Origin of the sequence: Pantoea ananatis PA13, assembly GCF_000233595.1 — a bacterium.
Classification (GTDB): Bacteria; Pseudomonadota; Gammaproteobacteria; order Enterobacterales; family Enterobacteriaceae; genus Pantoea; species Pantoea ananatis.
The window spans coordinates 2,628,848-2,643,785 of sequence record NC_017554.1 but is presented as its reverse complement, the minus strand read 5'-3'; the positions used below and the strand labels follow the sequence as shown (position 1 = coordinate 2,643,785).

General features: G+C 54.2%; 11 protein-coding genes. 8 read left to right on the top strand and 3 right to left on the bottom strand.

The genetic code is table 11. The features are described from left to right. Positions 1–51: 51 nt before the first annotated feature. On the top strand, positions 52–1,524 hold the full coding sequence (locus tag PAGR_RS12440; RefSeq protein ID WP_014605981.1) for a YchO/YchP family invasin: 1,473 nt from the start codon (positions 52–54) through the stop codon (positions 1,522–1,524). Between the two features lie 424 nt (positions 1,525–1,948). Here the strand turns inward: PAGR_RS12440 and PAGR_RS12435 are convergent, their stop codons facing one another. After that, positions 1,949–3,028 (bottom strand): porin OmpC, encoded by a 1,080-nt coding sequence (locus PAGR_RS12435; RefSeq protein ID WP_014593579.1) that lies wholly within the window; start codon positions 3,026–3,028, stop codon positions 1,949–1,951. An 887-nt stretch (positions 3,029–3,915) separates the two neighbouring features. Between PAGR_RS12435 and PAGR_RS12430 the strand changes: the two genes are divergently transcribed. The 6 genes from PAGR_RS12430 to spy all read left to right on the top strand — a co-directional run bounded on the left by PAGR_RS12430 (position 3,916) and on the right by spy (position 10,771). After that, on the top strand, positions 3,916–5,136 hold the full coding sequence (locus PAGR_RS12430; protein ID WP_014605980.1) for an aspartate aminotransferase family protein: 1,221 nt from the start codon (positions 3,916–3,918) through the stop codon (positions 5,134–5,136). After that, positions 5,133–6,164 (top strand): arginine N-succinyltransferase, encoded by a 1,032-nt coding sequence (gene astA / locus PAGR_RS12425; protein WP_014593580.1) that lies wholly within the window; start codon positions 5,133–5,135, stop codon positions 6,162–6,164. The genes PAGR_RS12430 and astA overlap by 4 nt, the downstream gene beginning before the upstream one ends. Further along, positions 6,161–7,627, top strand: a complete 1,467-nt coding sequence (gene astD, locus PAGR_RS12420) for a succinylglutamate-semialdehyde dehydrogenase (protein ID WP_014605979.1) — start codon at positions 6,161–6,163, stop codon at positions 7,625–7,627. The genes astA and astD overlap by 4 nt, the downstream gene beginning before the upstream one ends. Then, positions 7,627–8,952 carry an N-succinylarginine dihydrolase gene (astB, locus tag PAGR_RS12415; RefSeq protein WP_014605978.1) on the top strand — a complete coding sequence of 442 codons (1,326 nt, stop codon included), beginning with the start codon at positions 7,627–7,629 and terminating at the stop codon, positions 8,950–8,952. The genes astD and astB overlap by 1 nt, the downstream gene beginning before the upstream one ends. A gap of 49 nt (positions 8,953–9,001) precedes the next feature. Continuing rightward, entirely contained in the window at positions 9,002–9,997 is a 996-nt protein-coding gene (gene astE, locus PAGR_RS12410) for a succinylglutamate desuccinylase (protein WP_014605977.1), read from the top strand. Between the two features lie 282 nt (positions 9,998–10,279). Then, positions 10,280–10,771, top strand: coding sequence for an ATP-independent periplasmic protein-refolding chaperone Spy (spy, locus tag PAGR_RS12405; protein ID WP_014605976.1), 492 nt, complete (start codon positions 10,280–10,282; stop codon positions 10,769–10,771). A gap of 82 nt (positions 10,772–10,853) precedes the next feature. Here spy and cho read toward each other — a convergent pair whose 3' ends face one another. Together cho and yddG are read right to left on the bottom strand one after the other, a co-directional pair. Then, positions 10,854–11,717 carry an excinuclease Cho gene (cho, locus tag PAGR_RS12400; protein WP_014605975.1) on the bottom strand — a complete coding sequence of 288 codons (864 nt, stop codon included), beginning with the start codon at positions 11,715–11,717 and terminating at the stop codon, positions 10,854–10,856. A gap of 66 nt (positions 11,718–11,783) precedes the next feature. Then, on the bottom strand, positions 11,784–12,674 hold the full coding sequence (yddG, locus tag PAGR_RS12395) for an aromatic amino acid DMT transporter YddG (protein WP_014605974.1): 891 nt from the start codon (positions 12,672–12,674) through the stop codon (positions 11,784–11,786). A 544-nt stretch (positions 12,675–13,218) separates the two neighbouring features. Here yddG and PAGR_RS12390 point away from each other — a divergent pair. Further along, positions 13,219–14,874, top strand: a complete 1,656-nt coding sequence (locus tag PAGR_RS12390) for a methyl-accepting chemotaxis protein (protein ID WP_014605973.1) — start codon at positions 13,219–13,221, stop codon at positions 14,872–14,874. The last annotated feature ends 64 nt before the right edge of the window (positions 14,875–14,938 follow it).

The window sequence follows — 14,938 nt, the reverse complement described above, 5'->3', positions numbered from 1 at the left end:
ATGCTAAAATAATTAGCGCTGGTTTTATCATTCTCATTGAGAAACCACCTGATGATTTTTATGCCCGGACGTAATGATTTGATGTTTAGACCTGTGACTTTCTCTCTCGCTGCTCTTACAGCGCTTCTGGCGCTGCCCGCCGGTGCGCTGCAAACGGATCATCAGGTGTCGGAAACCCCTTTTAGCGATCCCACGCGTTTTCGCCAGTCACTGGACGATCTTCCTTCTCTTGGCAACGTCGAAGATAACCATGACTGGAGCAAAAAGCTGGCGAAGGCGGCCAAAAGTATTGCGGAAGCCAATGAAAGCAGCAGTGATCTGACCCTGGGCGAGCAGGCCGGGCAGTGGGCTTTTGACCGACTGCGCGACGAAGTGGCGACGCGGGTTGAGAGTGAAGGGCAGTCTTTACTCTCGCCTTATGGCAACGCCGAGTTCAACTTAAACGTGGACATGGCCGGCAACTTTGACGGCACCGGCGGCAATCTGTTCAGCCCGCTGGCTGATGAGAATCGCTACCTTACGTTCAGTCAGCTTGGGCTGCACGACTCTGTTGAAGGCGTTGTAGGTAATGCCGGGCTGGGTCAGCGCTGGGACGCAGGCAACTGGCTGTTGGGTTACAACAGTTTTATCGATCGTAGCTTTCGCACTGGACTTCAGCGCGCCTCGGTGGGCACTGAGGCCTGGAGCAACAATCTGCGCTTTTCTGCTAACTACTATCATCCCTTGTCCGGATGGCGTAATCGCGGTGACAGCCAGCAGTCCCGCATGGCCGAAGGTTACGACATCACCACCCAAAGCTATTTGCCGTTCTATCGTCAGCTGGGCGTATCATTCAGCTATCAGCAATATCTGGGGGAAAAGGTTGACCTGTTTAACAGCGGCAACCGTTACCATAACCCGGCGGCGCTCTCGCTGGGGTTGTCTTATACGCCCGTGCCGCTGGTGACCATTTCGGCCAGCCACAAAACCAGCAGTGCCGGAGAGAGCCAGGATCAGCTTGGCCTCAAACTCAATTACCGCTTTGGGGTCGCGCTGAGCAAGCAGCTGGATGCCAATAACGTCGCGGAAGCGCGCTCCCTACGGGGCAGCCGCTACGACACGGTGACGCGCAGCCAAAACCCGGTGATGGCCTACAGGCAGCGTAAAACGCTGTCTGTATTCCTGGCGACGCCGCCGTGGCAGCTTAATCCCGGTGAGAGCGTACCGCTCAAGCTGCAACTGCGCGCCAGTCATAGCATTAAGGCGCTGAGCTGGCAGGGCGATACTCAGGCACTGAGCCTGACATCACCGCCGAACAATAATGCCATTGATGGCTGGAGCGTGATCGTTCCCCCCTGGGACAGCACGCCGGGCGCCAGCAATGAGTACCGTCTGTCGGTCACGGTGGAAGACAGTAAACAGCAGCGCGTCACTTCAAACTGGATCACCCTGAAAGTGCAAGCGCCATTGTCGATGGATGAGCCCGCGGTTGAGGGTGCTGTCCAGATGCCCTCGTCCAGTAACAGCCTGAGTTTTAGCGAATAAGCAAGGTTACAGAGCGAGAGAGAGTATGTTGTCGTGCGGGTAAGTGCCTGCGATCTTTTAAAAATGGCGGTTAATGGGTGGCCTTGCTTCTTCTTGCTGCCAGCCTGGATGCACAGACGTATTCACCTTCTCGGGTCAGACTCGAGGCGACATTTTGTGTCTTTTACCGATCCCGTTCGGGATTGTGGCGATATCTTCAGACGGAAGTGCACGCGCTGAGATCATCGAAAATCTTATCCGCGAACTGACAGCGCGGGTGATTATTGAACCCGCAGGCTGTTGAACGTCGACGTGATTCCTCACTCCCAGCGTTGGCGCTGTTAAAGGGGGTTGAAGTGTGAGTGGGAAGATCGGGCTTAGGCTGGCGGATGAAAAAACGGCCCGTCAGACACAGGCCGGGCCGTTTTGCAATGAGGGTAAACGATTAGAACTGGTAGGTCATACCTACGCCCGTAATGTCGTCTGTTGCCAGACCCAGCGGGTTGTTTTTCTTCAGCAGGTTAATTTTGTACTCAGCATACACTGACATATTTTTATTAAAGTAATAGGTCGCACCAACTGCCGTATACTTGTACAGATCAGCCTCGCCAATTCCTTCAAGATCTTTCGCTTTCGAGGCGACGTAGCCAATAGAGGGTCGGAAGCCGTTCAGGAACTGGTACTGTGCCACAACTTCCATGTTTTGCGTTTTATTCGCAAAACCACCGTTAATTGGAGTCGCGTTGAGGGTTTCACCGTACATGGCTGCCAGATAGATCTGATTGGCGTCATATTTGGCTGCTGTTGCCCACAGTTGTGCTTTATCACCCCGACCGAAGGCTGCAGTGTTTTGCGCCGCAATACGATTCAGGCTGGCATAGGAGCCCACAAAGCTCAGGCCAAAATCAAAGTCATAGGACGTAGACAGGGCAAAGCCATCGCCGTTAGAGCGACGCACTTCCAGGCCTGTATCAGTGGTGCTGGTGCGATCGTTTTTGCCTTCATACTGCGCCGCAACGTTCCAGCCTTTAACCAGACCAAAGAAGTCTTTATTACGCCAGGTCAGCAGGCCGCCCGAACGCAGGCTTAAAAACGCATCAGAGTTCGCTGAATCACCGCCAAACACAGGCAGCATATCGGTATAACCCAGTGCGTCATAAACCAGGCCGTAGTTACGGCCGTAGTCCACAGAACCCAGTTGGCCGAATTTCAGACCGGCGTAGCCCAGACGGGTTTTGTTACCGTTGTTAGCATCACTACCTTCAGAGTTTTTCAGGCTGTACTGGTACTGCCAGAAACCGTAACCAGTGAGTTGATCGGTAATCGCGGTTTCACCTTTAAAACCTAAACGTGCATAACTGGCGTCACCGTTGTTGCTATTATCGTCGGAAAAATAACGCAATACGTTAACCTTGCCTTGAATATCCAGCTTATTCCCGTCTTTATTATAAATCTGTGCGGCCTGAGCAGTAGACAGACCGATCAGTAACGGCATTAATGCCGCCACTAATGTGCGCTTCATCATTTATTATTTACCCTGTGGTTATATTATTATTTCCCCTCTGTTGGGGTGAAAAGAAAATGACACAAATTGTTAATTCAGCCTAGCGCAATAAGTGTAACTAATTGTGTATTTTAAGGAACTAAATCCCAATCAAGCCAGTCTGGCGGCGATGGTGCTACCTGTCAGTGCTTTTTCTTATGACCCTGCCAGCAATGTAAATGCAAGAAAAGCATATAAAACAGATGATTAGTGATTTTTATAGAAAGGGGAAATGCAATATGGCAAAAAAATGATATTGCTAGCCTTTCTGTCTAAATAATCAACACACCTCGTGCAATAAATGAACAAAACAGGTTTGATGGTTAACCATTAGGTTGCTTAGTGATAATTAAATCGGCGATCGGTAATTTATTAACGCTCTGATGATAACCTGCGAAACAATATTACCAGTTTCATATAAATATATTTAAATTGAGAGGGTGAGTATTTTTTTATCACTTTTTTAAATTACGCCGATAAAAATCATGTCTGTCGCATTAACGTTATCTCTAATACTTATCCTCCTCTGCACGACAGCCGTGCAACTGCCCTGATTTAAGGCGGTTGCTGCACTATTTTGAGCAGATAGTTTATCAGCGATCACAAAAGCGATATTTCATCCCGCGAATGCATAATTCTGCTTTAAAAAGCTCTGCCATCCCGCCTTTGTCAGATAACTATTCACTATTTATGCAAAATAAGTGAATGGTGACCTTTCGTAACCTGTTGATATTACTAAACCCAGCTTGTTTTATGCATTTTAGTCCTTGGCTGGCACGCTATCTGCAAACTAGAGTAGGGCGAGATTTATTATATTTTTAACAATTAACATACAAATACGTTACCCGCTGGGGAACAGGAGAAGGGCTATGTCACTGCAGGTTTCGCGTCAGGATTTTGATCAATGGATGATGCCCGTTTATGCACCCGCCAGCTTTGTACCCGTCCGTGCTGAAGGTTCAACCCTCTGGGATCAGCAGGGAAAAGACTATATCGATTTTGCCGGGGGTATTGCCGTTAATGCGCTCGGGCATGCGCATCCCGCTCTCCAGCAGGCACTTCAGGATCAAGCCTCACGCCTCTGGCACACGGGCAACGGCTACACCAATGAACCCGTTTTACGCCTGGCGAAGCAGTTGATTGATGCCACCTTTGCCGATCGGGTTTTCTTTTGTAACTCCGGTGCCGAGGCTAACGAGGCGGCGCTTAAGCTGGCCCGTAAAGTGGCACATGACAGAGTCGGGCAGCATAAAAGCGGCATCGTGGCGTTTAAAAATGCCTTTCATGGCCGTACGCTGTTTACGGTCTCAGCGGGTGGCCAGCCCGCCTATTCACGGGATTTTGCGCCGCTCCCTGCGGACATTCAGCACGCCGCCTTTAATGACCTTGCCTCTGCGGCAGACCTGATCAACGACAGCACCTGCGCCGTGATTGTCGAGCCCATTCAGGGGGAAGGCGGCGTCGTGCCCGCCGAACCCGCCTTCCTGCGTGGGCTGCGTGAACTGTGCGATAAACATGACGCGCTGTTAATTTTCGACGAAGTGCAGAGCGGCGTGGGCCGGACCGGCGCGCTTTACGCTTATATGCACTATGGCGTGACGCCGGACGTGCTAACCAGTGCTAAAGCGCTGGGCGGCGGGTTTCCTATAGGGGCGATGCTGACGCGCGAGGATCTGGCTCAGGTCATGGGCGTAGGTACCCACGGAACGACCTATGGCGGCAATCCGCTGGCGGGCGCAGTGGCCGGAAAAGTCATGGAACTGATTAACCAGCCTGAAGTGATGGCCGGTGTCACGCAACGTCATGACTGGATTGTCGCGGCGCTAAACGACCTTAATCAGCGTCTGCACCTGTTTAAAGAGGTGCGCGGGCTGGGGTTACTGATCGGTGCCGTGCTCAGCGACGACTTTGCGGGCAAGGCGAAACAGATCAACCTTATCGCCGCGGAATATGGCGTCATGGTGCTGATTGCCGGAGCCAACGTGGTGCGCTTCGCGCCTGCGCTCAACATCAGCGAGCAGGAAGTGAAGACCGGCATGGCGCGTTTTGCCCAGGCGTGTGAACACCTGCTACAAGGAAAGGCATCATGATGGTGATCCGTCCGGTCGAACGGGACGATCTCAGCCAACTGATGGAACTGGCGGCGAAAACGGGCGGCGGGCTGACCTCGTTGCCGGTTGACAGCGCCACCTTACAGGCCCGAATTGAGCGATCGCTGCAAACCTGGCAGGGCAGTTTGCCGCGGGCCGAGCAGGGCTATGTGTTTGTACTGGCCGACAGCCAGGATAATCGTGCGGTGGGGATCTGCGCCATTGAGGTTGCGGTTGGGCTGCAGGAACCCTGGTATAACTTTCGTGTAGGAACACAGGTGCACGCCTCGAAAGAGCTGAACGTTTACGCCGCCTTACCGACCTTATCGCTGAGTAACGATCATACCGGCAGCAGCGAACTCTGCACGCTGTTCCTGGATGCCGATTACCGCGATGGCAAAAACGGTTATCTCCTGTCGAAATCCCGTTTTCTGTTTATGGCGAACTTCCGCGAATACTTTATGGAGCGGGTGGTTGCCGAAATGCGCGGCGTCAGTGATGAGCAGGGGCATTCACCGTTCTGGGACAGCGTGGGCATTCACTTCTTTTCAATGGAATTTCGCAAAGCCGATTTTCTGAGTGGCACCGGGCAAAAAGCCTTTATCGCCGAACTGATGCCCAAGCACCCGCTTTATCTGCACTATCTGACGCCAGAAGCTCAGGCCGTTATTGGTCAGGTACATCCCAAAACGGCCCCCGCGCGTGCGGTGCTGGAAGCCGAAGGCTTTCGCTATCGCCAGTATATCGACATCTTCGATGGTGGCCCCACGCTGGAGTGCGATATCGACGACATTCGTGCGGTGCGCGAAAGCCGGGTACTGACGGCTCAACGGGGGGATGCGCCACAGGATGCGCCGCTCTGTTTAGTCGCGAATAGCGATTATCACCAGTTTCGTGTTGCACTTTTACCTGTCGAACCCATGGCGAAAAGTGTTCAGCTCAATGATGAACAGCTGCAGGCGTTACACTGCCAGCCGGGCGACAGCCTGCGCGTCGTGACGCTGTGGAGCGAGGAGAAAAAAGCATGACGCACCTGATTAACGGACACTGGCTCAATGGCGAGTCGGTGCATTTTTCCAAACAGGATCCGGTCAGCGGTGAAATCCTGTGGCAAGGTTCAGCGGCCTCAACGGCGCAGGTGAGCGCGGCCTGCCAGGCGGCGCGGGCGGCATTTCCGGCATGGGCGAGACAGCCGTTTGCCGCGCGTCAGGCCCTGGTCGAACGCTTTGCGGCAGAGCTTGAGGCACATAAAACGGCCCTGGCCGAGTGTATCGCGCAGGAAACGGGCAAGCCGCGCTGGGAAGCCCTGACCGAAGTCACCGCAATGATCAATAAAATTGGTATTTCAGTGAAGGCCTATCATCAGCGCACCGGGGAACAGCAGCAGGGCGACAGCGCCTTGCGTCATCGTCCTCATGGCGTGCTGGCGGTATTTGGCCCCTATAACTTTCCGGGACATTTGCCCAACGGGCACATCGTGCCGGCCTTGCTGGCGGGAAACTGTGTCGTGTTTAAACCCAGCGAACTTACGCCTGCGACCGCAGAAAAAACAGTGCAGCTGTGGCAGGCGGCGGGCGTGCCTGCCGGCGTCATCGGGCTGGTCCAGGGCGGCCGTGAAACCGGTCAGGCGCTGGCGGCGGAACAGGAGATTGACGGGCTGCTGTTTACCGGCAGCGCGCATACCGGTTATCAGTTACATCGCCAGTTTGCCGGGCAGCCGGAAAAAATGCTGGCGTTGGAAATGGGCGGTAACAATGCACTGATCGTTGAAGATCCGGCGGATATTGAGGGCGCGGTGCATGTTGCGATTCAGTCGGCGTTTATTACCGCAGGTCAGCGCTGTACCTGCGCCCGACGTTTGCTGGTCAGGCGCGGTGCCGCAGGCGATGCCTTCCTGCAGCGGCTGATCGAGGTGGCAGGAAGGCTGCAGCCGGGCGCCTGGAACGCCAGTCCCCAACCTTTTATGGGCAGCGTCATCTCCTGCGCCGCCGCCGAAAAAATTTATGCCGAATGGCAGCAGCGCGTCGCGGCGGGCGGCAAGGTGCTGCTGACGATGCGCTGGCCCGATCGCCAACAGGCATTATTAACCCCGGGGATTATTGATCTGACGGCGGTGGACGGTTTGCCTGATGAGGAAGTGTTCGGGCCGCTGCTGGGCGTGATCCGTTATGACGATTATCCTCAGGCAATTCGTCTGGCCAACCAGACGCGCTATGGTCTGTCATGCGGCTTGATTTCGCCCTCGCGTGCACAGTTTGAACAACTGCTGCTGGAAGCGCGGGCCGGGATCGTGAACTGGAATAAACCCCTGACGGGCGCCGCCAGCACGGCACCTTTTGGCGGTATTGGTGCATCGGGCAACCACCGTGCCAGCGCGTGGTATGCGGCGGATTACTGTGCCTGGCCGATGGCCTCGCTGGAATCACCTGAGCTTAGCCTTCCTGAAGCCTTGTCGCCGGGCCTCGACTTCTCGCCGCAAGGAGCCCGTTAATGAAAGCGATTGAAGCGAATTTCGACGGTCTGGTCGGACTGACTCACCATTATGCGGGCTTGTCATTTGGCAACGAAGCCTCCACGCGTCACCAGCGACAGCCGTCGAACCCGCGCCTGGCGGCAAAGCAGGGCTTGTTGAAAATGAAAGCCCTGGCCGATATGGGATTCGTTCAGGGCGTGATACCGCCCCATGAGCGGCCTAATATCGCCGTGCTGCGTCAGTTGGGCTTTAGCGGCAGCGACGCACAGGTGCTGGAAAAAGCAGGGAAAACCGCACCGGCGCTGCTGTCCGCAGCGAGTTCAGCCTCGGCGATGTGGGTGGCAAATGCCGCCACGGTTTCGCCTTCTGCCGACAGCGCCGATCGTCGTGTGCATTTTACCGTTGCCAACCTCAATAATAAATTTCATCGCGCGATTGAAGCCCCGGAAACGGCGGCGCTGTTGCGGGCCATATTTCGCGATCCGGCCCATTTTTCCGTGCATGATGCGCTGCCTCAGGTCGCGCTGTTTGGCGATGAAGGCGCCGCCAACCATAATCGTCTGGGGGGCGATTATGGTGATGCTGGCGTACAACTGTTTATTTACGGTCGTGATAACCAGTCTGGCTCGGCCCCGCAGCGTTATCCTGCCCGGCAAACCCGCGAGGCCAGCGAAGCCGTCGCCCGTCTTCATCAGCTTGCCTCCGACAAGGTAATCTTTGCTCAGCAAAATCCGGAGGTCATCGATCAGGGCGTTTTCCACAACGATGTCATTGCGGTCAGCAATCAGCAAATGCTGTTCTGCCATCAGCAGGCGTTTGTCGATCAGCCCGCTTTGCTGCGTCGTTTGCACGAATGTGTTCCGGGGTTTGTCGCGCTTGAAGTGCCAACCTCCCGGGTTTCCGTGCAGGATGCGGTGAGCACCTACCTGTTTAACAGCCAGCTTCTGACCCGTGCCGACGGCAGCATGATGCTGGTGCTGCCTGAAGAGTCCCGCCAGCATCCTGGCGTATGGCGCTACCTGAGCGAGCAGGTAGAACGCGATGGACCGTTGCAGTCATTACAGGTATTTGATTTGCGGGAAAGCATGCATAATGGCGGTGGACCGGCCTGCCTGCGTCTGCGCGTGGCGTTAACGCCAGATGAGCAACGGGCGGTGAATCCTGCGGTACTGATGAACGATCGCCTGTTCACCATGCTCAACCAGTGGGTCGACCGTCACTACCGCGACAGGCTAACGCAAGACGATTTAACCGATCCGCAATTGCTGCAGGAAGGGCGGGTTGCCCTTGATGAATTGACCAGACTGCTAGACTTAGGAAATGTGTATGCATTTCAGCAGTGAAGCAGGCGCTGCCATGAGGGCTGCCCGCTTCCGGTTTTAAGGAGGAACGATGCAGGACTTTTTACAGCAGACGCTGTCTGGTGAAGCACCGCGTAAGCGTAAAGGTGAGACGGCGCATCTTCGCTGGCAGTGGTTGTATCACGGTATTCTTCTCATGGAGCCCAAAACGCCGGTTAAACAGGCGCTGGTGCTTTCTGCAGGGGTTCACGGCAATGAGACTGCCCCTGTAGAAATGCTTAACCAGCTCATCACGCCCTTACTTCAGGGCGAGAAGCCGCTTCAGCAGCGCATGCTGGTGGTATTGGGTAATCCCTCGGCGCTGCGCGCAGGAAAACGCTATGTGGCCTACGACATTAACCGACTGTTCGGCGGACGCTGGCAACAGATTGATGACGGGGATGAGGCACGGCGAGTGCTGCGGCTGGAACAAACGCTGGAGAATTTCTGGCAACTGGGCGAGTGTGATGAAACCCGCTGGCACCTCGACATGCATACGGCCCTGCGCGGTTCTTATCATACGCGTTTTGGCGTAATGCCCAGGAACGATCGGCCATGGCCGGCGGCGTTTTTGCACTGGCTGGCGGTAGCCGGACTGGAGGCGCTGGTTTTCCACCGTTCGCCAGCGGGCACCTTCACCCATTTCAGCTGTGAGCATTTCGGCGCAGCCAGCTGTACGCTGGAGTTGGGGCAGGCCCGGCCCTTTGGCGAAAACGATTTAACCCAGTTTAGCGCGGCTGCCCAGGCGCTGGCAGCATTGTTGTATGGCGAGACCTTACCGGAAGCGCAATCCGTTCCGCGCCGCTATCGGGTAAGCCAGCAGATCACCCGCCACAGCGAGAACTTTCAGCTTCATATGAGTGATGACACCAAAAACTTCACCGCCTTCCCGCAGGGGGCCTTACTGGCTGAAGACGGGGAAAAACGCTATTTCGTGCAGCAGGCGCGGGAGTATGTATTGTTTCCTAACCCGCGTGTTGCGCTGGGGCTGCGGGCGGGCCTGATGTTGATTGAAGAAAGCGAACAAACCCAGGCATTGCCTCTCTGAACTTATCCAAACAAAAAGGCGGAAGACACCTTCCGCTTTACTGCTAAAGGCATTACAATTCTCCACGATTTATCCGAAATCGCCTGATTATTCATACTCTTTTTCAATTCCTCTCCTCTTTCTTCTTAATCCCTCCATGATTGCCTGAATTGTGGCTTTTGCGCTTTCACGCTTTTACTCTCGCTCGCAGTAATTGACGTTCAGCGTCGTATGCTTGTTTCCGAAGACGCGACAGAGTGCTGTCGTTACGAAACTGAACAAGTGAATAAAAAGGACACTGTGATGCGTAAATTAACTTCTCTGTTACTGGCTTCTACTCTGGCATTTGGCGCGGCATCGGTTGTTCATGCTGAGGCAGATAATCTGACACCGCCACCGGCAGGCACGGAAAAGCCGATGCATAAACCAATGCGGCACGGTATGGATATGATGTTCGGCGGTCTGAATCTGACCGCCGATCAAAAAACCAAAATGCATGAAATTATGAAAGAGCGCCGTGGTGAAATGCAGCGTCCGTCACTGGATGAGCGTCGTGCAACCCATGCCATCATCGCCTCTGACAGCTTTGATAAAGCCCAGGCTGAAGCCCAGGCAGACAAAATGACGGCCAACGCGAAAGCAAACGCGGTTGCCATGATGGAAACGCAGAATAAGCTGTATAACGTGCTGACGCCGGAGCAGAAAAAACAGTACAACGCCAATTTTGAAAAGCACCTGACTGAAAAACGTCCGATGCACGGCAAACTGGCGCCTGCACCTGCACCCGCGCAATAAGCTGTACGTTAATCAGTAAACACGGTTGAAGACCGCCGGCCTTGTCCACGTGATGTGGGCAGTGTCGGCGGTTTTTTTTATGTTAGAGGGGAATAACAGGGTAGTTGCCAGACAGCACCGGGCTGCAGAGAATTTTGTAGCCGTCATGATCGAATCCACCTTTGCCACGTTTAAGGGCTTTTGCCTCTTCGATCGTGTTTACCGAGCCCAGATAAAACCAGTGATCGATAACGTGGATCTGCGTCATGTGTTTGCCTTCCTCCACCAGCGCCACGGCACCCTGCCACGGCCAGCAGAATACCCGCACGCTCTCCAGCGCAGACAGCAGCCTGTCCTGATGATCGCTGACGGGCTCCTTGCCACAGCAGGCCCCGGCACAACGGCGCAGGGCAGAGCGGAAACAGCCCCGGCTGGCACTCACCGCTTCCAGACCGAGTAAACCGTGGCAGAGTTGATATTCATCGGCGAGCTGTTTCAGGCGTTCCAGCGCGGCAAAACGACTGCGGTAAAGCCCAAACAGATTCGGTGACTGACTAAAATCGACGTCACGGGCATAGACGACGTCCGGTTTACCCTCTGGAGTAATGCGCAGCGAACAGAGCTGGCGGTTTTTGCGCAGACGTTTATTAAACAGGGGCTGCTGCGTTTTGATCATCTGCGCTTCCAGCAACAGCGCACCGAGATCGCCCGCCGTAGAGATCCAACTGACGCGCCGCGACTGTCGCAACATCTTTGCTTCGTCAGGCGTACGAAAATGGGACATCACACGCGAACGCAGATTCACACTTTTGCCGATGTACAACGGCAAGGTCTCGCTGTCGCCATGAAAGGTATAAACGCCGGGCTGATTGGGCAGGCCTTCCAGCCATTCACGCAAATGCTCCGGGTATTCATAAATGGTTGCCGCGTCAAATTCGAGGCGATGGGTCGCTGCACGTCTTACCAAAACGGACTCCTGTACTGGTTGTCCATACAGTGTAACAGGCAGGTTAAACGTTCGCCAGTCTGAGATTTATAAACGTCGGGTCGCCAGCCAGCAAAGTAGCGACCCGGCGGTAATCAGGGCGACGCCCTGCCAGAAACTCACCGCCGGCACCAGGTCCAGCCACAGCGAGGCCAGCAGCGCCGAGAGCACCGGCGTGAAGTAGGATGCGGTCGCCAGCAGCGTCAGGTTGCCATGCTGGATACCATAGTTCCAGGCTGAATAGGCAAGCGCCGTCGATGCGCCCATAAACAGCACTTCTGCAGCAGCCGTCAGGCTAAACTGCATGGTTTCCTGAGGGGTGAACAACGCGAATTTGAGCCACAGCGCCAGAGCCGTCACCACAAAAAACAGGGTGACGCCGTTGCTGCCACGTGCAAAGCGGCGCGTGATGTTATTGTAGAGTGCCCACGTTAATGCCGCAATAAACGCCAGCAGGTAGGCTGTGGGATTGCGGGTCATATTCTGCGTCATCTGGCCCAGTACATCTTCGTTGGCGCCCTTCATCACCCAGATGATTCCGCACAGGGAAAGCAGCAGTCCGGGCCACAGCCACAGGCGAAAACGCTGTTGATTAAGCGGAATGGCCAGCAGGATGGTCAGACATGGCCAGAGATAGTTGATCATCCCTAGTTCCAGCGACTGTTGACGGTTGCTGGCGAGACCAATCGCCAGCGCCAGGCAAATTTCATAGCCGACAAACAGGGTGCCGCCCACAAGCAGATAGCGCCCTGGCAGGGAACGCGGATGGGGGATGCCGCGCGTGAGGCACAGTAAAATCGCTGTCGTGGAATAAATCAGCGCGGCGCCGCCGGTCGGGCCAAACGCCTCACTGACGCTGCGCAACAGGCCAAGGGTGGTGCTCCAGAGCAGAATCGCACTCAAACCGATTAAGGTTGCGCGTGATAAGTTAGCAGGCATAAAACTCAACGTTTAAAGGAGCCGCCAGCGGGCAGCGAGCGCGAAGTATGCTAACGGTAAGCATGTAGCCTGTCCATCAGGTATTCCGCCAGGGGAACCAGTAACAGGCCCTGTGCGGAGCAACGTTTTTCCCTCAACGCCCTTCATGAATGGCCTGATTAACAGGTTGCATAACGCCTTTTGCCGATCGCAATCCAACCCTTGTGGCTTTCCCTCTATTGACGAGCCTCGCAAGCGCATCAACCCCGCGCAGGCAAAGGGGGATGACCACAGGATTAGGTTTCATAGATTTCCGTCCGCGAGCGCCAGAACAGGGTGGAGCGTTAAGAATTGGTTAAGGATTTATTACAGTGAGTAACGATGTGTTTTTTTATGCGTCATCATAATAATAACTTATTGTTTTTAAAATAATTCATCCACGTTAAATGCTTAATAAACAATGCCTGTTTTGGGCGCTGTTATCACCTTTTTATGTCGATAGTTAAGGTCTGCGTCTGAAATTTTTAGACGAATTAACTGTTTTAATTACAACCAGGTGAAAAATATGACTATAACACAGCGGCTTTTACTGACCTTTTCTCTTCTCTGCATGGCGCTGATAACCATGGTTATCGTGGCGGTTTCTGTGGCGGACGGTTTTCAATACCGTTTCCAGTATGTGCAGGAAAATACCCTTCCTTCTATTACTGATATTGCCAAAATGGTTGACGGCAGCAACGCCATTATCATCGCGCTCTACCATCATCAGAGCATGACCGATCCCGCTAAGCAGATGCAGATTGAGAAAGAAATCAACGGTGTCTTAAACCATATTTCGCTGCTCAACCAGAATTACCTTAAGAACGATATTTCCAGTGAGGAAGATCGACAGATGACCGAAAAGGCATTTGTCACCATTAAAAGAATTGAGGCTGATCTGCCTGCTTTTCTCACCGCCTCACGCGCACAGAACGATGCGGTTTCTTTGTCGATGCTGCAGGGTAATAGCGGTATCGGTGCGATAACCCGACAGCTGATTAACGATTATCAGAAACAGCTGCAACTCAATGTGGATATTGGTAATCAACTCCGTAAAGAAAATGACAGCACCTATCGTCATACTTTACTCATTCTGATTGCCGGCTCAGCTTCAGCCATACTGCTTTTGGGCTTTTTTACGCTTAAAACCATTTTTGCTATTCGTCGTCAGCTCAACGCGATGCGCCACACAATGGAAGCCGCGAGCGAAAATCTGGATCTGACATTACGTGCAGATGACGCTCGCAGAGATGAAATCGGCCTGACGGCAAAGGCATTTAACCATTTGGTGGAAAACGTTGCCCTGTCCCTCAGCGCAGTAGAAAGCGCGGCGCAGTCGGTCAGCACGGCTTCCGCACAAATTTCTGCGGGCAACGAAGATCTCTCCTCCCGTACGGAAGAGCAGGCTGCCTCCCTGGAACAGACGGCTGCCAGCATGTCTGAGTTGAGTGAAACAGTGCGTCAGACGGCAGAAAATACACGACTTGCCAGCCAGCTTGCCCAAAACGCGCGTGATATCTCTGAAGACAGTGCGTCACGCGTGAAGGCGATGCTGATGACCATGGGCGATATCCGGACGAGCTCGACAAAAATTACCGATATTATCGCGTTGATTGAAGGTATTGCATTCCAGACCAATATCCTGGCGCTTAACGCGGCGGTTGAAGCGGCACGGGCAGGCGAACAGGGGCGTGGTTTTGCCGTGGTGGCAGGGGAGGTGCGCAATCTGGCTCAGCGATCGTCTTCTTCTGCCAGGGAGATCAAAGCGCTTATTGAAGCTTCTATGCTCCATGTGGAAGCCGGCTCGAATCAGGCAGAAGGCGTGGGTAACAATATTACGCGCATGACAGACGCGGTCCGTCAGGTGACCGATTTAGTCGATGAGATTTCGGTTGCTGCAAACGAGCAGTCTCAAGGGATTAATCAGGTGCACCTGGCCGTAAACCAGATGGATGATGTGACGCAGCAAAATGCCTCTCTGGTTGAAGAAGCGTCTTCTGCATCCCGTTCATTAATGGATCAGGCCTCAACCCTCAACCAGCTGGTTGCTACCTTCACGCTCGCCAAAACGCAGCGCCAGGCACCGATCCAAAGCAGCAGGGTCGGACGTGCAGACCGCGTGCCACTTCCTGCCCGCAACGCGATGGCAGCGGCGAGTGACGCTGACTGGCAGCGTTTTTAATCGGGAACCTATTACATGGCAGCGCCCGGCTACTGAGCTGACCGGGCGCGATGACAACGGATAA